The sequence below is a fragment of the Streptomyces sp. NPDC005925 genome (assembly GCF_040638805.1).
Classification (GTDB): Bacteria; Actinomycetota; Actinomycetes; order Streptomycetales; family Streptomycetaceae; genus Streptomyces.
Genome location: NZ_JBEXVL010000013.1, coordinates 147,949 through 167,636 on the forward strand (window position 1 = coordinate 147,949; position 19,688 = coordinate 167,636).

Annotated in this window: 19 protein-coding genes and 5 tRNA genes; 5 read left to right on the forward strand and 19 right to left on the reverse strand. The window is 71.3% G+C overall.

Annotation, left to right across the window (positions count from 1 at the left end):
- Positions 1-94: 94 nt before the first annotated feature.
- Together recG and ABZ354_RS17895 are read right to left on the reverse strand one after the other, a co-directional pair.
- Positions 95-2,317, reverse strand: a complete 2,223-nt coding sequence (gene recG, locus ABZ354_RS17890) for an ATP-dependent DNA helicase RecG (RefSeq protein ID WP_358657710.1) — start codon at positions 2,315-2,317, stop codon at positions 95-97.
- A 241-nt stretch (positions 2,318-2,558) separates the two neighbouring features.
- Entirely contained in the window at positions 2,559-4,307 is a 1,749-nt protein-coding gene (locus ABZ354_RS17895) for a DAK2 domain-containing protein (RefSeq protein WP_358657712.1), read from the reverse strand.
- A gap of 267 nt (positions 4,308-4,574) precedes the next feature.
- Between ABZ354_RS17895 and rpmB the strand changes: the two genes are divergently transcribed.
- Complete coding sequence (rpmB, locus tag ABZ354_RS17900; RefSeq protein ID WP_003993230.1) at positions 4,575-4,760, forward strand: 50S ribosomal protein L28; 186 nt, start codon at positions 4,575-4,577, stop codon at positions 4,758-4,760.
- 153 nt (positions 4,761-4,913) lie between these two features.
- Here the strand turns inward: rpmB and thiD are convergent, their stop codons facing one another.
- Complete coding sequence (thiD, locus tag ABZ354_RS17905) at positions 4,914-5,714, reverse strand: bifunctional hydroxymethylpyrimidine kinase/phosphomethylpyrimidine kinase (protein WP_358657714.1); 801 nt, start codon at positions 5,712-5,714, stop codon at positions 4,914-4,916.
- The gene (locus tag ABZ354_RS17910; protein ID WP_358657716.1) at positions 5,711-6,676 is read right to left on the reverse strand and encodes a thiamine-phosphate kinase; all 966 of its coding nucleotides are present in this window, start codon (positions 6,674-6,676) and stop codon (positions 5,711-5,713) included. Before ABZ354_RS17910 ends, thiD begins: the two co-directional genes overlap by 4 nt.
- A 212-nt stretch (positions 6,677-6,888) precedes the next feature.
- On the opposite strand from ABZ354_RS17910, the gene ABZ354_RS17915 reads away from it, so the two are divergent.
- On the forward strand, positions 6,889-7,122 hold the full coding sequence (locus ABZ354_RS17915) for an Lrp/AsnC ligand binding domain-containing protein (RefSeq protein ID WP_358657718.1): 234 nt from the start codon (positions 6,889-6,891) through the stop codon (positions 7,120-7,122).
- A 276-nt stretch (positions 7,123-7,398) separates the two neighbouring features.
- Here the strand turns inward: ABZ354_RS17915 and ABZ354_RS17920 are convergent, their stop codons facing one another.
- The 3 genes from ABZ354_RS17920 to ABZ354_RS17930 form a co-directional block, all read right to left on the reverse strand.
- Positions 7,399-8,556 (reverse strand): D-alanine--D-alanine ligase family protein, encoded by a 1,158-nt coding sequence (locus ABZ354_RS17920; RefSeq protein ID WP_358657720.1) that lies wholly within the window; start codon positions 8,554-8,556, stop codon positions 7,399-7,401.
- Positions 8,557-8,703: 147 nt separating this feature from the next.
- Positions 8,704-9,714, reverse strand: a complete 1,011-nt coding sequence (locus ABZ354_RS17925) for an NAD(P)H-dependent glycerol-3-phosphate dehydrogenase (protein ID WP_358657722.1) — start codon at positions 9,712-9,714, stop codon at positions 8,704-8,706.
- Positions 9,711-10,487 carry a lysophospholipid acyltransferase family protein gene (locus ABZ354_RS17930; RefSeq protein WP_358657724.1) on the reverse strand — a complete coding sequence of 259 codons (777 nt, stop codon included), beginning with the start codon at positions 10,485-10,487 and terminating at the stop codon, positions 9,711-9,713. Before ABZ354_RS17930 ends, ABZ354_RS17925 begins: the two co-directional genes overlap by 4 nt.
- 144 nt (positions 10,488-10,631) lie before the next feature.
- Here ABZ354_RS17930 and cofC point away from each other — a divergent pair, with 144 nt between their 5' ends.
- The gene (gene cofC / locus ABZ354_RS17935; RefSeq protein WP_358657726.1) at positions 10,632-11,270 is read left to right on the forward strand and encodes a 2-phospho-L-lactate guanylyltransferase; all 639 of its coding nucleotides are present in this window, start codon (positions 10,632-10,634) and stop codon (positions 11,268-11,270) included.
- Positions 11,271-11,279: 9 nt separating this feature from the next.
- On the forward strand, positions 11,280-11,483 hold the full coding sequence (locus ABZ354_RS17940; RefSeq protein WP_358657728.1) for a hypothetical protein: 204 nt from the start codon (positions 11,280-11,282) through the stop codon (positions 11,481-11,483).
- 116 nt (positions 11,484-11,599) lie between these two features.
- Here ABZ354_RS17940 and ABZ354_RS17945 read toward each other — a convergent pair whose 3' ends face one another.
- From ABZ354_RS17945 to leuC, 4 genes are all read right to left on the reverse strand, one after another.
- Positions 11,600-12,211, reverse strand: coding sequence for an HU family DNA-binding protein (locus tag ABZ354_RS17945; protein WP_358657730.1), 612 nt, complete (start codon positions 12,209-12,211; stop codon positions 11,600-11,602).
- A 137-nt stretch (positions 12,212-12,348) separates the two neighbouring features.
- Entirely contained in the window at positions 12,349-12,579 is a 231-nt protein-coding gene (locus ABZ354_RS17950) for a hypothetical protein (RefSeq protein WP_358657732.1), read from the reverse strand.
- A 301-nt stretch (positions 12,580-12,880) separates the two neighbouring features.
- Positions 12,881-13,474: a 3-isopropylmalate dehydratase small subunit gene (gene leuD / locus ABZ354_RS17955; protein ID WP_358657734.1), complete on the reverse strand. Its 594-nt coding sequence runs from the start codon at positions 13,472-13,474 to the stop codon at positions 12,881-12,883.
- 5 nt (positions 13,475-13,479) lie between these two features.
- Entirely contained in the window at positions 13,480-14,904 is a 1,425-nt protein-coding gene (gene leuC / locus ABZ354_RS17960) for a 3-isopropylmalate dehydratase large subunit (protein WP_358657736.1), read from the reverse strand.
- Positions 14,905-15,100: 196 nt separating this feature from the next.
- Between leuC and ndgR the strand changes: the two genes are divergently transcribed.
- On the forward strand, positions 15,101-15,817 hold the full coding sequence (ndgR, locus tag ABZ354_RS17965; RefSeq protein ID WP_046590279.1) for an IclR family transcriptional regulator NdgR: 717 nt from the start codon (positions 15,101-15,103) through the stop codon (positions 15,815-15,817).
- Between the two features lie 225 nt (positions 15,818-16,042).
- On the opposite strand, the gene ABZ354_RS17970 is transcribed toward ndgR, so the two are convergent.
- From ABZ354_RS17970 to ABZ354_RS18005, 8 genes are all read right to left on the reverse strand, one after another.
- Positions 16,043-16,115 (reverse strand) — tRNA-Glu (locus tag ABZ354_RS17970).
- Positions 16,116-16,143: 28 nt separating this feature from the next.
- Positions 16,144-16,215 (reverse strand) — tRNA-Gln (locus ABZ354_RS17975).
- A gap of 21 nt (positions 16,216-16,236) precedes the next feature.
- A tRNA-Glu gene (locus tag ABZ354_RS17980) sits at positions 16,237-16,309 on the reverse strand.
- 19 nt (positions 16,310-16,328) lie between these two features.
- Positions 16,329-16,401, reverse strand: a tRNA-Glu gene (locus ABZ354_RS17985).
- A gap of 38 nt (positions 16,402-16,439) precedes the next feature.
- Positions 16,440-16,511, reverse strand: a tRNA-Gln gene (locus ABZ354_RS17990).
- Between the two features lie 91 nt (positions 16,512-16,602).
- Positions 16,603-17,334 carry an HAD family hydrolase gene (locus ABZ354_RS17995; protein WP_358657738.1) on the reverse strand — a complete coding sequence of 244 codons (732 nt, stop codon included), beginning with the start codon at positions 17,332-17,334 and terminating at the stop codon, positions 16,603-16,605.
- A 100-nt stretch (positions 17,335-17,434) separates the two neighbouring features.
- The gene (gene gltX / locus ABZ354_RS18000; protein ID WP_358657740.1) at positions 17,435-18,919 is read right to left on the reverse strand and encodes a glutamate--tRNA ligase; all 1,485 of its coding nucleotides are present in this window, start codon (positions 18,917-18,919) and stop codon (positions 17,435-17,437) included.
- Positions 18,912-19,688: a fumarylacetoacetate hydrolase family protein gene (locus tag ABZ354_RS18005; protein WP_358657742.1), complete on the reverse strand. Its 777-nt coding sequence runs from the start codon at positions 19,686-19,688 to the stop codon at positions 18,912-18,914. Before ABZ354_RS18005 ends, gltX begins: the two co-directional genes overlap by 8 nt.

Here is a 19,688-nt window from a genome sequence, read left to right on the forward strand (position 1 = left end):
CGTACCCGGGTGGCGGGGGTCGATCCCGGCCTGTTGCGGCCACCCGGCAATAAGGGCGCACCGCCGCAGTCCCGCGCTCCGGGGCGCCTCGGTCTCAGCCCTTTTCCAAGTACTGCTCCCTCTCCTCGTCCAGGAGTGCGTCCAGGGCGGTGCGCAGGGCGGGGAGGTGCGTGAGGTCGGGGTCGGCCGCGACCACCGCCGTCGCCTCCCTGCGGGCCTCGGCGATGACGTCCTCGTCCTCGATGACAGCGAGCATGCGCAGGCTGGAGCGGGTGCCGGACTGGGCCTGCCCCAGGACGTCCCCCTCGCGGCGCTGTTCGAGGTCGATGCGGGAGAGCTCGAAGCCGTCCAGGGTGGAGGCGACGGCACCGAGGCGCTGCCGGGCGGGGCTCGCCTCGGGCATCTCGGTGACGAGCAGGCACAGGCCGGGGGCGGAGCCGCGGCCGACGCGGCCGCGGAGCTGGTGGAGCTGGGAGACGCCGAAGCGGTCGGCGTCCATGATCACCATGGCGGTGGCGTTGGGAACGTTGACTCCGACCTCGATGACCGTCGTGGCGACCAGGACGTCGGTGTCGCCGGCGGCGAAGCGGCGCATGACGGCGTCCTTGTCGTCGGGATGCATCCGGCCGTGCAGGACCTCGACGCGCAGGCCCGCGAGGGGGCCCTTCGCGAGGTGGTCGGCGACCTCGAGGACGGCGAGCGGAGGGCGTTTGTCCGCGTCGTCCTCGGGGTTCTTCTTCTTGCCCGCCTTCGTGGGGTCGTCCTCCTCGTCGCCGATGCGGGGGCAGACGACGTACGCCTGGTGGCCACCCTCGGCCTCCTCGCGCACGCGCTCCCACGCGCGGGCGAGGAAGTGTGGTTTGTCGGCGGCGGGGACGACATGGCTGGCGATCGGGGAGCGCCCGGCCGGGAGCTGGTCGAGGACGGAGGTCTCCAGGTCGCCGAAGACGGTCATGGCGACCGTGCGCGGGATGGGCGTCGCGGTCATCACGAGCAGGTGCGGGGGCTGTTTGCCCTTGCCGCGCAGGGCGTCGCGCTGTTCGACGCCGAAGCGGTGCTGTTCGTCCACGACGACCAGGCCGAGGTCGTGGAACTGGACCCTGTCCTCGATCAGCGCGTGCGTGCCGATGACGATGCCGGCCTCGCCGGTGGCCAGGTCGAGCAGGGCCTGACGCCGGGCGGCGGTGCTCATGGAGCCGGTGAGCAGCACGACCTTGGTGGCGTGTTCGACGCCGCCGAGCATGCCGCCCTCGGCCAGCTCGCCCATCATCTCCACGACGGACCGGTGGTGCTGCTGGGCGAGCACCTCGGTGGGTGCGAGCATCGCGGCCTGCCCGCCCGCGTCGACGACGGCGAGCATGGCGCGCAGCGCGACCATCGTCTTGCCGCTGCCCACTTCGCCCTGGAGCAGGCGGTGCATCGGGTGGTCCGTGGCGAGGTCGTCGAGGATTTCCCGGGAGACACGCTCCTGGCCCTCGGTGAGGGTGAACGGGAGGCGGGCGTCGAAGGCCGTGAGCAGGCCCGCCGGCCGGGGCATGCGGGGGACGGCCGGGAGTTGGGTCTCGGCGTGGCGGCGGCGGGCGAGGGCCACCTGGAGGACGAACGCCTCGTCCCACTTGAGCCGGGCGCGGGCGTCGGCGATGTCGGCCTTGGTGTGCGGGCGGTGGATCTTCAGCAGGGCCTCGGGCAGGGGGACCAGGCCGCGGCCCTCGCGCAGGCTCCCGGGCAGCGGGTCGAGGGCTTCCTGCGCGCTGGGCAGCACCGTCTGGATCGCCTTGCCGATCTTCCAGGACTCCAGCTTGGCGGTGGCCGGGTAGATCGGGATGAGGGCGCCCGCCCAGCTGTCGACGGTCTCCGCCGCGTCCTCCGACTGCAGGAGTTCGTACGCCGGATGGGCCAGTTGCAGGCGGCGGTTGAAGACGGAGACCTTGCCCGCGAAGAGGGCGCGGGTGCCCGGCAGGAGGTCTTTGTGGGGTTTGTGGACGCCGTGGCCGAAGAAGACCAGCTGGAGCCGGCCGCTGCCGTCCGTGATGGTCACTTCGAGGCGCTGGCCCTTGCCGCGCGGGGCCCTGGACGAGGCGAACGTGTGCAGCCGGGCGTCGGCGACCTGGGCGACCACCGTGACGTGCTCGTCCATCGGGAGGTCGGCGAGGTGGGTGAGCCGGCCGCGCTCCTCGTATCTGCGCGGGTAGTGGTGGAGGAGGTCGCCGACCGTGTGCAGGCCGAGGTGCTCGGCCATCACCTTCGCGGTGGCGGGGCCGAGCACCGACTTCAGTGGCTGGTGCAGGGGTTCTTTCAGCGCGGGCACGAGATCCATTGCACACCACGGCACTGACATCGCCGTACACGTCGTGGGGAAGTCCTGGTCGGACGGCTCGTCCGGGCCCTCGGGTGACGTAGTCCGGCCGTCCCGCGGTCACCGCTCACCCGGTACCGCCCGGCTCCGCGCGGTGTCCGCTCCGCCGCACGCCCACCCACCGGCGCCGCATGGCGAGGAACCTCCGGATCCGAAGTCCCGGCCGGTCGGGCTCGACGGGAGCTGTCCGGATCGACGGGATCTACTCGACGCCGATGAGCAGCAGCGCGCCCTGCCGCCCGCCCCGGTACACCACGGTGTCGACGGCGAGGTACGCCTCCCGCACGCGTGCCTCCAGCCGCTCGGTGACGGGCCCGGGCGCGTCGTCGCCGAGGACGAGCGTGACCAGCTCGCCGCCCGCGGCGAGCATCCGGTCGAGGACGGTCTCGGCGACGGCTGTGACGTCCCGGCCGATCACGGCCACGTCGCCGTCGATCAGGCCGAGGACGTCACCGGCCTGGCAGATGCCGGCCATGGTCCAGGACTGCCGCTCGGCCACGGTCACCTCGGCGTAGCGGGTGGCGCCGGCCGCCGAGGTCATCGCCACGACGTCCTCGTCGAACCGGCGGTCCGGCTCGTGCACGGCGAGCGCCGCGATGCCCTGCACGGCGGAACGGGTGGGGATCAGCGCCACGCGGATGCCGTCCGTGCGGGCCTGCTCGGCCGCCGCCGCGGCGGTGTGGCGCAGATCGGCGTCGTTGGGCAGCAGCACGACCTCGCGCGCGTGCGCCCGCCGTAGGGCCTGGACGAGTTCCCCGCTGGCGGGCGGCTCCCCGGGCCTCGCGAGCACGGTGGTCGCGCCGGCCTCCGTGTAGAGCCCCGCCAGGCCCTCGCCCGGTACGACGGCCACCACGGCCCGCTGGGCGCGTTCCCGGGGAGGGCGTTCGTCCCCGGTGGTGTGCACGTCGCCCGCGCCGAAGTGCGTGATCCGGATCCGGTAGGGCCGCCCGGCCTCGACGCCCGCCTCCACGGCGGCTCCGGCGTCGTCGACGTGCACATGGACGTTCCACAGCCCGTCGCCGCCGACCACGACGAGCGAGTTCCCGAGGCCGTCCAGCCGCTCCCGCAGCCGTGCCACGGCCGTGTCGTCGGCCTCCAGGAGGTAGATCACCTCGAACGCGGGCGCGCCGGCGTGGGGTGCCGCCTCACCGGAAACGCACTCTCCCAGAGCGTCGGCCCCGGAGACGGCGGCCTCCGACACGTCGCGCGGACCGGCCGCCACCCGCCCGCCGGGTGCGACGACCGTCCCCGGCGTCTCTCCCGTCAAGGCCTCCACCAGCGCGGCGAGCACCGCCACCAGGCCTCGCCCACCGGCGTCGACCACACCGGCCCGGCGCAGTACGGCCAGCTGCGCCGGGGTGTCGGCGAGAGCGACGCGGGCTCCCTCGTATGCCGCGCGCGCGACGGTGCCGCAGTCGCCCTCCACTCCCCCGGCCGCGTCGGCGGCGGCCGAGGCGACGGTGAGGACCGTGCCCTCCACGGGACGGGCGACGGCCCGACGCGCGGAGTCGGCGGCGTGCCGCAGTGCGAGCCGCAGGACCTGTCCGTCCACGTGGGCGGTGTCGCCGTCGGCGGCGAGCACCTGCGCCATGCCGCGCAGCAGCTGCGCCAGGATCGTTCCGGAGTTCCCCCGGGCGCCGATCAGCGCCCCGTGCGCCATCGCGCGCGCGGCATCGGCCAGCGTCGGGCCGGCCCCGGTGGACTCGACAGGTGCTGTGGAGGCGACGGACGCCGAGGGTGCTGCCGACTCGTGGGCCCCGAACACGGCCTCGACCGCCGTGACCGCCGACTCGACGGTCAGATAGAGGTTCGTGCCGGTGTCACCGTCCGCGACCGGATAGACGTTGATCGCGTCGATCTCCTCACGCGCCCGCCCCAGCGCCCGAAGGGCCAGACCGCACCAGGTGCGCACCGCGCGAGCATCGAAGAACGTCTGCGGCACCTGCGCCACCTGCGCCTCCCTGGGCTGACGGACGTGGACGCAGCGTAGACCCCGGAACAGCGGCTTCCGGTAGTGGGCCGGGCAGGGCCCCTGAGCTGCCGTGGTAGTTTCGTTGTACGGGCGCAGTCGTTGTATGCTGCTCCGGTTGCCCGATCTGATCGGGCCATTCCCCCCGGCAGCGCCACTCAGATCTCGACCGCTCGTACGAGCCTCAAGATTTCGATCCCGGCATGCCGGGATCAACCGTAAGTGCATCTGAAGTCTTTGGAGTGACCCGTGGCTGCCAACTGCGACGTCTGCGGCAAGGGGCCGGGCTTCGGCAACAACATCTCGCACTCGCACCGCCGTACGTCCCGTCGCTGGAACCCGAACATCCAGCGCGTGCGTACCGTGGTCGGCGGGACGCCGAAGCGCGTGAACGCTTGCACCTCGTGCATCAAGGCCGGCAAGGTCTCGCGCTGACGCACTGCTGAGCGCGCGGCCACTGCTGGTTGCTGCACTGAGCCGGTCCACCCCCAGGGTGGATCGGCTTTTTGCGTGCCCCGCGTGCTCCCGCCCCCGGCCCTCTGCCCGGGACCCGCAGCACACCGGCCGCCCGCCCGTCCCGTCTGCGGGTCAGCCCCTGAACCGCCACCCGTGATCCACCGGCCCGATCCCGCTCCCCAGGGCGAACCCGGCCGCCAGTGCCCCGGTGACGTACTCCTTGGCCGCCGCGACCGCCTCCGGCACCGGCTGCCCCTTGGCCAGTTGGGCGGCGATGGCGGAGGCGAGCGTGCATCCCGTGCCGTGGGTGTGCCGGTTGTCGTGCCGGGGCGCACGCAGCCAGTGCTCCTCGGAGCCGTCGGTGAGCAGGTCCACGGCGTCTCCCGGCAGGTGACCGCCCTTGATCACCACCCACGCCGGCCCGTACGCCAGGACCGCCGCCGCGGCCTCCCGCATTCCGTCAGGCGACTCGACGCGCACCCCGGTCAGCTGGGCCACCTCGTCCAGATTGGGTGTGGCGACGGTCGCGGCCGGCAGCAGCCTGCCGCGCACCGAGTCCAGCGCGGACGCGGCCAGCAGCGGGTCTCCGTGCTTGGAGACCCCCACCGGGTCGACCACGGCTGGCGCGCCCGTCCCGGCGATCAGGCCGGCCACCGCTTCGACGAGTTCCGCGGACGCCAGCATGCCGGTCTTCACGGCATGGACGCCGATGTCGTCCACGACACTGCGGTACTGGGCCCGTACCGCCTCGACGGGCAGTTCCCAGGCGTCCTGGACACCGCGGGAGTTCTGCGCGGTCACCGCGGTGATCACGCTCATGCCGTGCACGCCCAGCGCGAGCATCGTCTTCAGGTCGGCCTGGATACCGGCGCCACCGCCGGAGTCGGAGCCGGCGACGGTCAGCACCCGCGGCGGAGCCACGGCGGCGGTCACGGCTCGATGTCCCCGAAGTGGTCCCAGCCGCCCTGGCTCGTCCACGGCGCCCCGTCGACCGTCACCTGGGGCAGCGCCGACGGGTGAAGGACCTCGCCGATCACCTTCCAGCGGGCGGGCAGCTTCACGTCCGGCGGGAACGTCGCCACGATCGCGTGGTCCTCTCCCCCGGTCAGCACCCACTGCATCGGGTCGACGCCGACGGCCTGGCCGATGTCGTTCATCTGCGACGGGATGTCGATCGCGCCGGAGCGCACGTCGATCCGCACCTTGCTGGCCTCGGCGATGTGCCCCAGGTCGGCGATCAGTCCGTCGCTGACGTCGCACATCGCGGTCGCGCCGAGCCCGGCCGCCGCGGGGCCCGCGTGGTACGGCGGTTCGGGGCGGCGGTGGGCCTCCACGAAGGCGCGCGGTGAGCGGAAACCGCGGGACAGGACCGCGTAACCGGCGGCGGACCAGCCCAGCCAGCCGGTGACGGCGACCAGGTCACCGGGCTGAGCGCCGCCCCGCGTGACGGGCTCCTGGTTGCGCAGGTCGCCGAGGGCGGTGATCGAGACCATGATCTGGTCGCCGCGTACGACGTCGCCCCCGACCACGGAGGCACCGGCGACCTGGCACTCGTCGCGCAGGCCGTCCATCAGCTCGGTCGGCCAGGTCACCGGCAGTTCGCCGGGGACGACCAGGCCGAGCAGCAGCGCGGTCGGCACGGCTCCCATGGCCGCGATGTCGGCGAGGTTCTGCGCCGCCGCCTTGCGGCCCACGTCGTACGCCGTCGACCAGTCGCGGCGGAAGTGCCGGCCCTCCAGCAGGATGTCGGTGCTGGCCACGACCCTGCGGTCGGGCGCGGCGACCACCGCTGCGTCGTCGCCGGGACCGACCCGGACCGCCGGGGTCGTGGTGAGACGGGAGGTGAGCTCCCTGATGAGCCCGAACTCCCCGAGCTCACCAACAGTGCCCTTCATTGCCCTTTCTCCCCTTCCGCCCCTGCCCGTTGCCGGTCGCGGGTCGTCCGTGTCGTCGTCATCGTCCCGGCCGTGCCGGCCGTCGATGTCCTTCGTGCCGGTGCCCCGGCACGGGCACGCCGGTTCCCGCGGGTCTCCCCGCGGTGAGCGGCGACGCGATACCGTGGCGTTCCTTTTCCCCACATGATCCTCGTGGCCGCCCTGGAGGTTCCGTGGTACAGGCGTACATCCTGATCCAGACGGAGGTCGGCAAGGCGTCGACCGTCGCCGAGACGATCAACAAGATCCCTGGAGTCGTCCAGGCCGAGGACGTGACAGGACCGTATGACGTGATTGTGCGCGCACAGGCCGACACCGTCGACGCCCTCGGCCGCATGGTGGTCGCCAAGGTCCAGCAAGTGGACGGCATCACCCGCACACTGACCTGCCCCGTCGTCCATCTCTGATCCCCCGTCCGCCTCGGCCGGTGTGCTCTGTCCGTCACCGGCGCACGGACCGCCGCCCTCGCCCGACTGATCGGCAGGGGCTGTTCCTCAGCAGACGACTGGGCGTCGGCGGTGGTTCCCGGCCCGGGGAAGCCCGGCGATCATACTGTGCCGCGCCCTCGGACGACCCTCTGAGGCGGGACCGCGGGCCGGCGGGAAACCCAGCGAGAAGGCGACCCCCGAGGGGATCGCCTCCGTCACGCGCGCACGGACCGGTACGGCCGCACCCCGGCCGGTTCAGCGCAGTCCGGTGGTCCGCCGCAGCGCCGCCCCCACCAGCAGGTCCACCAGCTCGGGGTAGCTGATGCCGGTGGCCTGCCACATCTGCGGGTACATCGAGATCGGCGTGAAGCCGGGCATCGTGTTGATCTCGTTGATGACGAACTCGCCGTCCTCGGTGAGGAAGAAGTCCGCCCGGACCAGCCCCTCGCAGGACGCCGCGTCGAAGGCCTGCACCGCGAGCCGCCGCACCTCGGCGGTCTCCTCGTCGGTGAGGGGGGCCGGCACGAGGCCGGGCGTCGAGTCGATGTACTTGGCCTCGAAGTCGTAGTACGCCTGCGCGTCCGGCGGCGGGATCTCGGCCGGCAAGGACGCGCGCGGCCCGTCCACGAACTCCAGCACCCCGCACTCGATCTCCCGGCCGCGCAGCGCCGCCTCGACCAGGATCTTCGGGTCGTGCCGCTGCGCCTCGGCGACAGCCTCGTCCAGGCCGGAGAGGTCCTCGACCTTGGTGATGCCGATCGACGATCCCGCGCGCGCGGGCTTCACGAACACCGGCCAGCCGTGCTCACCGGCGAAGTCCACGATCCTCCTGCGGGCGGCGGCCTCGTCCTGCTGCCACTCGCGGGGCCGGATCACCACGTACGGGCCCACCCTCAGCCCGAAGGAGGTCAACACCCGCTTCATGTACTCCTTGTCCTGGCCGACGGCCGAGGCGAGCACCCCGGAGCCGACGTACGGCACCCCGGACAGCTCCAGCATGCCCTGGAGGGTGCCGTCCTCGCCGTACGGGCCGTGCAGGACGGGGAAGACGACGTCGACGTCGCCGAGCACCTTGGGCACCGAGCCCGGTTCGCTGTAGACGACTTCGCGGCTGGCGGGGTCGACGGGGAGCAGCACGCCGCCCTCGCCGGACTCGGCGAGCTCGTCGACGCTGGGTGTGCGGCGGTCGGCGATCGCCATGCGTTCGGGTTCGTCGGCGGTGAGCGCCCAGCGGCCGTCCCGGGTGATGCCGATCGGCAGGACGTCGTACTTCGTCCGGTCGATGGCGCGCAGGACGGCCCCGGCCGTGACCACGGAAATCCCGTGCTCGGAACTGCGCCCGCCGAACACGACGGCCACACGCGGCTTGCGAGGCGGCTGAGCAGGACTCTGGGGGAGATTCTGGGTGCTCATATCGCGTCGAGAGTACCCGCTGGTATTCCCCGCGTCAGCGCTCGCGGGGCCGTCCGCGCCGCGCGTCCCACGGACGGTCGCCCGGCGTCGTGGGCGACGGCCGCCCGGCGTCGTACCGGCGCTCCCTCGCGTCGTACCGGCCGTCGCTCAGCGTCGTTCCGGCTTCGCGCTGCGCGACATGAGCTCCTTCAGCGCGACGGCCGGCGGCTTGCCCTCGTGGACGATGCCGACGACCGTCTCGGTCAGCGGCATGTCGACGCCGTGCCGGCGGGCCAGATCCAGTACCGATTCGCAGGACTTGACGCCTTCGGCGGTCTGCCTGGTGACGGCGATGGTCTCTTGCAGGGTCATGCCCTTGCCGAGGTTGGTGCCGAAGGTGTGGTTGCGGGACAGCGGCGAGGAGCAGGTGGCCACCAGGTCGCCGAGGCCGGCGAGCCCGGAGAAGGTGAGCGGGTCGGCGCCGATCGCGACACCGAGGCGGGTGGTCTCGGCGAGGCCCCGGGTGATGAGCGAGCCCTTGGCGTTGTCGCCGAGGCCCATACCGTCCGCGATGCCGACGGCCAGCCCGATCACGTTCTTCACGGCGCCACCGAGTTCGCAGCCGATCACGTCGGTGTTGGTGTACGGCCTGAAGTACGGCGTGTGGCAGGCGCCCTGGAGCCGCTGCGCGACGGCCTCGTCGGCGCAGGCCACCACGGAGGCGGCCGGCATCCGGGCGGCGATCTCCCGGGCCAGGTTGGGCCCGGTGACGACGGCGATGCGGTCCCGGCCGACCTTCGCCACGTCGTCCATGACCTCGCTCATCCGCATCGCGGAGCCGAGTTCGACGCCCTTCATCAGCGAGACGAGGACGGTGTCGTGCGCCAGCAGCGGCGCCCATGCGGCGAGGTTGCCGCGCAGCGTCTGCGAGGGGATCGCGAGGACGGTGAAGTCGGCGTCGCGCGCGGCCTCGGCGGCGTCCGTGGTGGCCCGCACCCGCGCGGGAAGCCGGACGCCCGGGAGGTAGTCCGGGTTGGTGCGCGTGGAGTTGACCGCCTCGACGAGTTCGGGGCGGCGGGCCCACAGCACGACGTCGCAGCCCGCGTCGGCGAGCACCATGGCGAACGCCGTGCCCCACGATCCGGTGCCGAAAACGGCGGCCCTGACCGGCTTGCTCACGTGCCCAGCCCCTCTTCCTGTGCTGCCCTGTGCCGCGGCTGCGTCGACGTCCTGCGCCGCTGCTCCATCCGCTCCTCGCGTGGATCGTAGGGCTTCTCGGGGGCTTTCTCGCCGCGGATGACCTCCAGCTGCCGGGTGATGGCGGCCATGATGGCCTCCGTCGCCTCCTTCAGCAGTTCCGCGGTCATCTCCTGGTCGTAGAAGCGCGAGAGGTCCACCGGCGGGCCCGCCAGCACGCGGTGCGTCTTGCGGGGCAGGGGACGGGGCTTCCTGGCGTAGGGCGGCAGGAGTTCGTTGCAGCCCCACTGGGCGACCGGGACGACCGGGCACTTGGTCTGCAGGGCGACCCGCGCGGCGCCCGTCTTGCCGGTCATGGGCCAGCCGTCCGGGTCGCGGGTGAGGGTGCCCTCGGGGTAGAAGGCGACGCACTCGCCGCGCTGCACGGCGTCGATGGCGGCCCGGAAGGCGCTGAGGGCGTCGGACGTCTCGCGGTAGACGGGGATCTGCCCCGTGCCGCGCATCGCGGCACCCACGAATCCCCCACGGAAAAGCCCGCTTTTCGCCAGGAAACGCGGAACCCGTCCGGTGTTGTACTGGAAGTGTGCATAGCCGAAGGGATCGATGTGTGAATTGTGATTCACGACCGTGATGAATCCACCCTCGGCCGGAATGTTTTCCATTCCACGCCAGTCCCGCTTGAGCAGAACCACCAGCGGCGGTTTGCAGATCACCGCGGCGAAGCGGTACCAGAAGCCGATTCTGCGGCGGGGCACGCGTACACCTTCCTCTTGGGCCTGGGGGGCCGCACAAGTGTCGCCCCGGGCCGTCGGTCTGTCGAGAACACCGTACGCCCCGGCGACAGCGCCGACTGATGGACCGGGTGACAATGGCCGCGACAGGAGAGGGGCGGAACGCCGGTGCAGTGGACCCTGGTCATACCGCTGAAGTCCTTGGTGCGCGCCAAGAGCAGGCTCACGGCCACGGCGGGCGACGGGCAGCGGCCCGGTCTGGCGCTGGCGTTCGCGCAGGACACGGTGGCCGCCGCGCTGGCCTGCGCCGCGGTGCGGGATGTGGCAGTCGTCACGGACGACGCCCGGGCCGGCCGGGAACTGTCCGCGCTGGGCGCCCGGATCGTCGCCGACGAGCCGGGAACCGGGCTCAACGCGGCTCTCACACACGCGGCGACGGCCGTACGGGCAGCACGCGGCAAAAGTCCGCTGGCGGCCCTCAACGCCGATCTTCCCGCGCTCCGGCCGTCGGAATTGGCGCGGGTGCTGGACGCGGCGGCCGAATTCCCCCGTGCTTTTCTCGCCGACGCGGCCGCAATCGGCACGACGCTGCTGACCGCGGCCCCGGGCCGGGAATTGCGGCCGGCCTTCGGCCCCGACTCCCGCTCCCGCCACCTCGCGTCCGGCGCCACGGAACTGCTGCTGGAAGCGGTGGATTCGGTACGCCGGGACGTGGACACCGGCGACGACCTGCGTACGGCACTCGCGCTGGGCGTGGGGTCCCACACGGCCGCGGTCACCGCGCGGTTGCTGATAACAGGGCAGTAGGCTGCCGTCATGCAGGCGACCGCATACACGTACGACCCGGAAAGCCGCAGCGGGCAGGTGCTGCTGGACGACGGCACACCGGTGCCCTTCGACGCGGCGGCGTTCGACGCGGGGGGCCTGAGGCTGCTGCGGCCGGGGCAGCGGGTGCGCGTGGAGACGGACGGCGAGGGCGAGTCCCGGCGGATCACACTGGTGACACTGCAGACGTTCTGACCTGCGGCGCACCCTTCGCCGCAGCACGGCCCCCGCACGCCGCGGCCCTTCCGGCACGCCGCGGGCCGGGCTCCCGATACGGAGTCCGGCCCGTCGCGTGAGTGACGCTGTGGTGCCTACCTCTTGCGGGCGGTGGCCTTCTTGGCCGTCTTGCGGGCGGTCGACTTCTTGGCGGGGGCCTTCTTGGCGGTCGCCTTCTTCGCCGGGGCCTTCTTCGCGGTCGTCTTCTTGGCGGTCGCCGTCGTCTTCTTGGCGGGCGCCTGCTTCGCCGTGGTCTTCTTGGCCGCGGCCGTCGTCTTCTTGGCCGTGGTCTTCTTCGCGGTGGTCTTCTTCGCGGCGGCGGTCCTGCTGGTGGCCTTCTTCGCGGCGGCCTTCTTGACCGTCGCGGAAGCCCCGCCGGTCAGGCTGCCCTTGGGTGCCTTCTTCACGGCGACGTCGTTCTTCGGGAGCTTCTTCGAGCCGCTCACCAGGTCCTTGAAACCCTGGCCCGCGCGGAAGCGGGGCACGGAGGTCTTCTTGACCCGGACCCGCTCGCCGGTCTGGGGGTTACGGGCGTACCGGGCGGGACGGTCGACCTTCTCGAAGGAACCGAAGCCGGTGACCGAGACCCGGTCACCCGCGACGACCGCGCGGACGATGGCGTCCAGGACCGCGTCGACAGCATCGGCGGCCTGCTGACGGCCGCCCATCTTGTCGGCGATCGTTTCTACGAGCTGCGCCTTGTTCACGTCTTCCCCTTCGGAGACATCGCCGGAACGAATGTGTTCTAGCGTTTTCGCACGTTAGGCAGATATATACCGCAAATCAAACACGAAACGGGCTTATCACCCTTGTGCCGCAGCGAACTCGGGCCGCCTCGGGCTGTTCAGCGTTCCTCTTCGGGGAGCCGACCCTCGTCGAGGTCCGTCATGAACCGCTCCAGACGCCTTGCCGCGTCGGCGAGATCGTGCTTGGCCGCGGCCGTAACGACCAGCAGCTTCCGGGCCAGCGCCATCCGTACGCCCTCCGGGACTTGCAGTGCGCGCACCTTTGCGTGCGCTTCCTTGAGTCGGACCGCGACCGCCGCATAGAGCTGGAGTTGGCCGTCGTGTTCCATGCACAGATTGTGCCATCTGGGGCGAGTTGTCGCCTGCCCAGGGCGCAACTGCCGCCGCAAACGGCCTTGCCCGGCGCCCGGGGCCGTCTCGTCCACGAACCTCGCCTACCCCGGCAACAACCCCCTTAACGTGGGACGTTGGCGTCTTCCAGCGCCCCGGGAAGGGCCGTTCGGGTACACAAAAAGGCCGTACCCCCGATCGGGCCGATCGGGGGTACGGCGGGGTGTCGCAGTGGCCGAAACTCGACCTGTTACGGCCATCGATGCCGGACGCGTGCCAGGCGCCGGGCGGGTCGACGGCTCAGACCTGGACGGTGCTCGGTTTGTACGCCGGGCGCTTCGCCTCGTACGCGGCGATGTCGGCCTCGTTCCGGAGCGTGATGGAGATGTCGTCCAGGCCGTTCAGCAGCCGCCAGCGGGCGTTCTCGTCCAGCTCGAAGGAGACGGTGACGCTCCCGGTCCGCACCTCGCGGCGCTCCAGGTCGACGGTCACCTCGGCCGTCGGGTCCTGCTCGGTCAGCTCCCACAGCGCGTCCACGGTCTTCTGCTCCAGAACCACCGTGAGCAGGCCGTTCTTGAGGGAGTTGCCACGGAAGATGTCCGCGAACCGCGAGGAGATCACGGCCTTGAAGCCGTAGTTCTGCAGCGCCCAGACGGCGTGCTCCCGCGAGGAACCGGTGCCGAAGTCCGGCCCGGCGACCAGCACGGTGGCCCCCCGGCGCTCGGGCCGGTTGAGCACGAACTCCGGGTCCTTGCGCCAGGCCTCGAACAGTCCGTCCTCGAACCCGTCCCGCGTCACCTTCTTGAGCCAGTGGGCGGGGATGATCTGGTCGGTGTCGACGTTGCTGCGGCGCAGCGGGACGGCCCGGCCGGTGTGGGTGGTGAATGCTTCCATGACTCTCAGACTCCAGCGGGCACGGGGGCATCGGACAGGTCGGCGGGCGAGGCCAGGTGGCCCAGCACGGCGGTCGCGGCCGCGACCTGCGGCGACACCAGGTGCGTACGGCCGCCCTTGCCCTGCCGGCCCTCGAAGTTGCGGTTGGAGGTGGACGCGGAGCGCTCACCGGGGGCGAGCTGGTCCGGGTTCATGCCCAGGCACATCGAGCAGCCCGCGTGCCGCCATTCGGCACCGGCCTCCTTGAAGACCACGTCCAGCCCCTCGGACACGGCCTGCAGACCGACCCGGGCGGAGCCGGGCACGACCAGCATCCGTACGCCGTCGGCGACTTTGCGGCTCTGAAGGATCCCGGCGGCGGCGCGCAGGTCCTCGATGCGTCCGTTGGTGCAGGAACCTACGAAGACGGTGTCCACCGTGATGGACCGCAGCGGCTGCCCGGCGTCCAACCCCATGTACTCCAGGGCCTTTTCGGCGGCGAAGCGCTCCGAAGCGTCTTCGTACGAAGCGGGGTCGGGGACGGACGCCGAAAGCGGCGCGCCCTGGCCCGGGTTGGTGCCCCAGGTGACGAACGGCGACAGTTCGGCCGCCTCGATGACGACCTCGGCGTCGAACTCCGCGTCGTCGTCGGTGCGCAGCGTCTTCCAGTACGCGACGGCGGCGTCCCAGTCGGTGCCCTCGGGGGCGTGCGGACGGCCCTCGAGGTAGGCGAAGGTGGTCTCGTCGGGCGCGATCATGCCGGCGCGGGCGCCGGCCTCGATCGACATGTTGCAGATGGTCATCCGGGCTTCCATCGAGAGCTTCTCGACGGCTTCGCCGCGGTACTCCAGGACGTAGCCCTGGCCGCCGCCGGTGCCGATCTTCGCGATGATGGCCAGGATCAGGTCCTTGGCCGTGACACCCTCGGGGAGTTCGCCGTTGACCGTGATCGCCATGGTCTTCGGGCGGGACATCGGCAGCGTCTGGGTGGCCAGCACGTGCTCGACCTGCGAGGTGCCGATACCGAAGGCCAGCGCGCCGAAGGCGCCGTGCGTGGAGGTGTGCGAGTCGCCGCAGACGACGGTGGTACCGGGCTGGGTCAGCCCCAGCTGCGGTCCGACGACGTGTACGACGCCCTGCTCGACGTCCCCCAGCGGGTGCAGCCGGACGCCGAACTCGGCGCAGTTCGCGCGCAGCGTCTCCAGCTGGACCCGGGAGACCGGGTCGGCGATGGGCTTGTCGATGTCGAGGGTGGGGGTGTTGTGGTCCTCGGTCGCGATGGTCAGGTCGAGCCGGCGCACGGTGCGCCCGCTCTTGCGAAGGCCGTCGAAGGCCTGCGGGCTGGTCACCTCGTGCAGCAGGTGCAGATCGATGAAGAGGAGGTCGGGCTCGCCCTCGGCGCGCCGGACGACGTGGTCGTCCCAGACCTTCTCCGCGAGTGTCCTACCCATCGCTTTCCCTCCGGCCGGCAAGGAGTGCGCCGGCCCAACTAGAGATCTGTGAGGAGACGGCGCCCGCGCCCCTGTTCCCGGGCGCCCGCCGCCAGGGCCCTGGTCACGGGCCACTGTGCCTTCGTGGTTTCCAGAGTGGCGGGTTCCACGGGAAATTGAACTTGCGTTTCACAGAGTGAGACGCAAGTATCGTTTCATGGACAACAGTAGCGGCGTCGGCGTTCTGGACAAGGCGGCACTCGTCCTGAGCGCTCTGGAGTCCGGTCCGGCCACCCTCGCGGGTCTGGTCGGAGCGACCGGACTGGCACGACCCACGGCCCACCGCCTGGCCGTGGCCCTCGAACACCACCGCATGGTCGCGCGCGACATGCAGGGGCGGTTCATTCTCGGCCCGCGCCTCGCGGAGCTGGCCGCGGCGGCGGGCGAGGACCGCCTGCTGGCGACGGCCGGCCCGGTGCTCACACATCTGCGTGACATCACGGGCGAGAGCGCGCAGCTGTACCGCCGCCAGGGCGACATGCGCATCTGCGTCGCCGCCGCCGAGCGGCTGTCGGGCCTGAGGGACACGGTCCCGGTCGGCTCCACGCTGACGATGAAGGCCGGTTCCTCGGCGCAGATCCTGATGGCCTGGGAGGAGCCCGAGCGGCTGCACCGCGGCCTGCAGGGCGCCCGTTTCACGGCGACGGCTCTGTCGGGTGTCAGGCGCCGCGGCTGGGCCCAGTCGATCGGCGAGCGCGAGCCCGGCGTGGCATCGGTCTCCGCTCCGGTGCGCGGCCCCTCGAATCGCGTGGTGGCCGCCGTGTCTGTCTCCGGCCCCATCGAGCGCCTGACCCGGCATCCCGGCCGCATGCACGCCCAGGCGGTCATCGACGCCGCAGGTCGCCTCTCGGAAGCCCTGCGCCGCTCAGGCTGACGACCAGGACATCTCGTAGCCCGTCGGTTTGGCCGGCCTCAGCGCCGCGGCAGGTCCAACCGGCGGTCGACGCACAGCGCGGCCACACGGGCACCCGGGGCACGTCGCTCGATCAGGAGCAGTTCGAGGAACTGCGCGATCACCCCACCGCGCACCCGCGGACGGAGACGAAAAATGGCTCTCCGCCTCAGCGAGGTTTCGCTGAGGCGGAGAGCCATCGTCTCGTACCCCCGACCGGATTCGAACCGGCGCTACCGCCTTGAGAGGGCGGCGTGCTAGGCCGCTACACAACGGGGGCGTGGACTCTGCGTTTCCGCAGGTCCGAGCTGGTCTACCTGGACTCGAACCAAGACTAACTGAACCAGAATCAGTCGTGCTGCCAATTACACCATAGACCAAAGGTGGTTTAGACCTCTGAGTACCCCCGACCGGATTCGAACCGGCGCTACCGCCTTGAGAGGGCGGCGTGCTAGGCCGCTACACAACGGGGGCCCTGATCCCGAAGGATCCGTACCCCCGACCGGATTCGAACCGGCGCTACTGCCTTGAGAGGGCAGCGTGCTAGGCCGCTACACAACGGGGGCTTGCGGATGTGATCCGCGATGCAGATGAGCTCTGCGAGCTGGCCTACCTGGACTCGAACCAAGACTAACTGAACCAGAATCAGTCGTGCTGCCAATTACACCATAGGCCACTGGAACGCAAGCCCCTGAGGGGATTTTGTTCTAGTTGTACGCTCCGGGTATCCGGCCTTCCGGCCCGCTTCCCGCGGCGCAGGAAGAACATTACCCGAAGGTGGACGGGGCTCCAAAACGAGTATCGGCGCCCAGAAGCGCGGGGAGTTCGGCGAGCGAAGCGATGCGGTGGGGCCCGCGAGGGGGCTCGAGCGTGGCGTACACGCCGCCCCGGTCGATCCACACCGACACAAGACCCGCCTCCGCGGCGCCGCGCCCGTCGATCTCCGGGTGGTCACCGACGTACGCGACCTCGTGCGCGGCGAGGCCGAGTGCGTCGCAGGCCGCCCGGAAGGCGGCTGCCCGGGGCTTGGCGACGCCCAGTTCGGCGGCGCACAGGATGGTCTCGAAGCGGTCGTGGACCCCGAGCACGCGCAGCTTGCGGTCCTGGACGTGCAGGCTGGAGTTGGAGAGCACGGCATGCCGGTGGCTGCGGGCGAGGGCGTCCAGGACGGGCAGGACGTCCGGGAAGAGCGTCCAGGCGGCCTCGTAGTGGCCCAGGTAGCGCTGGAACCAGGCGTCGGCCTCGGCGTCGGTCAGGTCGCGGCCGGTGAAGTCCCGGACCCGGTCGCGCCGCTGGTCCTCGAAAGACACCTCCCCGGCCGCGAACCGCGCCCACTGCCGGTCGGTGGTCGTCCGCCAGTGGACGAGGGCCTGCTCGACACCGTCGTACGCCGCGAGGAGGCCCTCGGCGGCGAGGTGGCAGCGCATGCCGGTGCGGTCGGCGGTCGTGTAGTCGAAGAGGGTGTCGTCCACGTCCCACACCACGGCTCTGACGCTCATGCCACCGACGGTAGCGCGGCGCCGCCGGGCCGGCGTGCCGAACGGGGGCGGCAGCGCGCCGGCTGCCGCCCCCGCCGGGCGTACGAAGGGTTACGAGGAGTTACGCGGCGAGCTTCGCCAGGGCCGCGTCGATGCGGGCCAGCGTCTTCTCCCTGCCCAGGATCTCCAGGGACTCGAAGAGGGGCAGGCCGACCGTGCGGCCGGTGACGGCGACACGGACCGGGGCCTGCGCCTTGCCGAGCTTGAGGCCGTGGGCCTCGCCCGCGGCCAGGACGGCCTCCTTCAAGGAGTCCGGGGACGTCCAGTCGGCCGCCTCCAGCTTCTCGCGGGCGGTGCGCAGGAGGGCGTCCGAGCCCTCCTTCATGGCCTTGGTCCAGCTGGCCCCGTCCTCGACCGGCTCCGCCAGGAACAGGAAGTCGACGTTGTCGGTGATCTCCGAAAGGACCTTCAGGCGGGTCTGCGCGTGCGGTGCGACGGCCTGCCACTTGACCTCGTCGAAGTCCTCCGGTGCCCACGGGGCGAACGGGGCCCCGAGCCACGGGCGGCACCGCTCGGTGAAGTCCTTCACGTCGAGCATGCGGATGTGGTCGCCGTTGATCGCCTCGCACTTCTTCAGGTCGAAGCGGGCGGGGTTCGGGTTCACGTCGGTGACGTCGAACGCGGCGACCATCTCGTCCGTCGTGAAGATGTCCTGGTCGGCCGAGAGGGACCAGCCGAGGAGGGAGAGGTAGTTGAGCAGGCCCTCGGGGAGGAAGCCGCGCTCGCGGTAGAGGTTCAGGCTCGACTGCGGATCACGCTTGGAGAGCTTCTTGTTCCCCTCGCCCATCACGTACGGCAGGTGGCCGAAGGACGGGATCTCCTTGGCGACGCCCAGCTCGATCAGCGCCTTGTACAGGGCGATCTGGCGCGGGGTGGACGAGAGCAGGTCCTCGCCGCGCAGGACGTGGGTGATCTCCATCAGGGCGTCGTCGACCGGGTTGACCAGCGTGTACAGCGGGGCTCCGTTGGCCCGGACGATGCCGTAGTCCGGCACGTTCTCCGGGGTGAAGGTCAGCTCGCCGCGGACCAGGTCCGTGAAGGTGATCGTCTCGTCGGGCATGCGGAAGCGGACGATGGGCCGGCGACCCTGGGCCTCGTACTCCTCGACCTGCGCGGCGCTCAGCTCGCGGCAGTGGCCGTCGTAGCCGGACGGCCTGCCGGCGGCGCGGGCGGCCTCGCGGCGGGTGTCCAGCTCCTCCTGGGAGCAGTAGCAGCGGTAGGCGTGGCCGGCGTCGAGGAGCTTCCGGGCGATGTCCTGGTAGATGTCCATGCGCTGCGACTGGCGGTACGGCGCGTGCGGGCCGCCGACCTCGGGGCCCTCGTCCCAGTCGAAGCCCAGCCAGCGCATCGAGTCGAGCAACTGCTCGTAGGACTCCTCGGAGTCGCGGGCCGCGTCGGTGTCCTCGATGCGGAAGACCAGAGTGCCCTGGTGGTGCCGGGCGAACGCCCAGTTGAACAGGGCGGTGCGGACCAGCCCCACGTGGGGGTTGCCGGTCGGCGACGGGCAGAAACGGACGCGTACGGGGGAGCCGGGTGCGCTAGCCACGCTTGACAACCTTGTTGGTGAGAGTGCCGATGCCTTCGATGGTGACGGCGACCTCGTCGCCGACGTTGAGGGGGCCGACCCCTGCCGGGGTGCCCGTGAGGATCACGTCGCCGGGGAGCAGCGTCATGGCCTCGGAGATGTTGACGATCAGATCCTCGATGGAGTGGATCATCTCGCCGGTCCGGCCGAGTTGCCGCTGCTGACCATTGACCGTGAGCTGGATGGTCAGGTCGCTCGCGTCGAGCTCGGTCTCCACCCAGGGGCCGAGCGGGCACGAGGTGTCGAAGCCCTTGGCGCGCGCCCACTGCTTCTCGCGCTTCTGGACGTCACGCGCGGTGACGTCGTTGGCGCAGGTGTAGCCGAAGACGACGTCCTTGACGCGCTCGCGCGGGACCTCGCGGCACATGCGGCCGATGACGACGGCGAGCTCGGCCTCGTGGTGCAGTTCCTCGGAGAACGGCGGGTACTGGATCTCGTCCCCGGAGCCGATCACGGAGGTCGACGGCTTGAAGAAGGCGAACGGGGCGGCGGGTACCTCGTGGCCCAGCTCGCGCGCGTGCTCGGCGTAGTTGCGGCCGAAGGCGACGACCTTGTTGGGGAGCACGGGCGGCAGCAGCCGTACCTTGCTCACCGGGACCTTGGTGCCGGAGAGCTCGAAGTCCGCGAACGGGATGCCCTTGATGATGTCGAGGACGAGTTCGTCGGGCCTGTCGCCCTCGACGGCTCCGAAGGCTACGTTCCCGTCGATGGAGAATCTGGCGATGCGCAC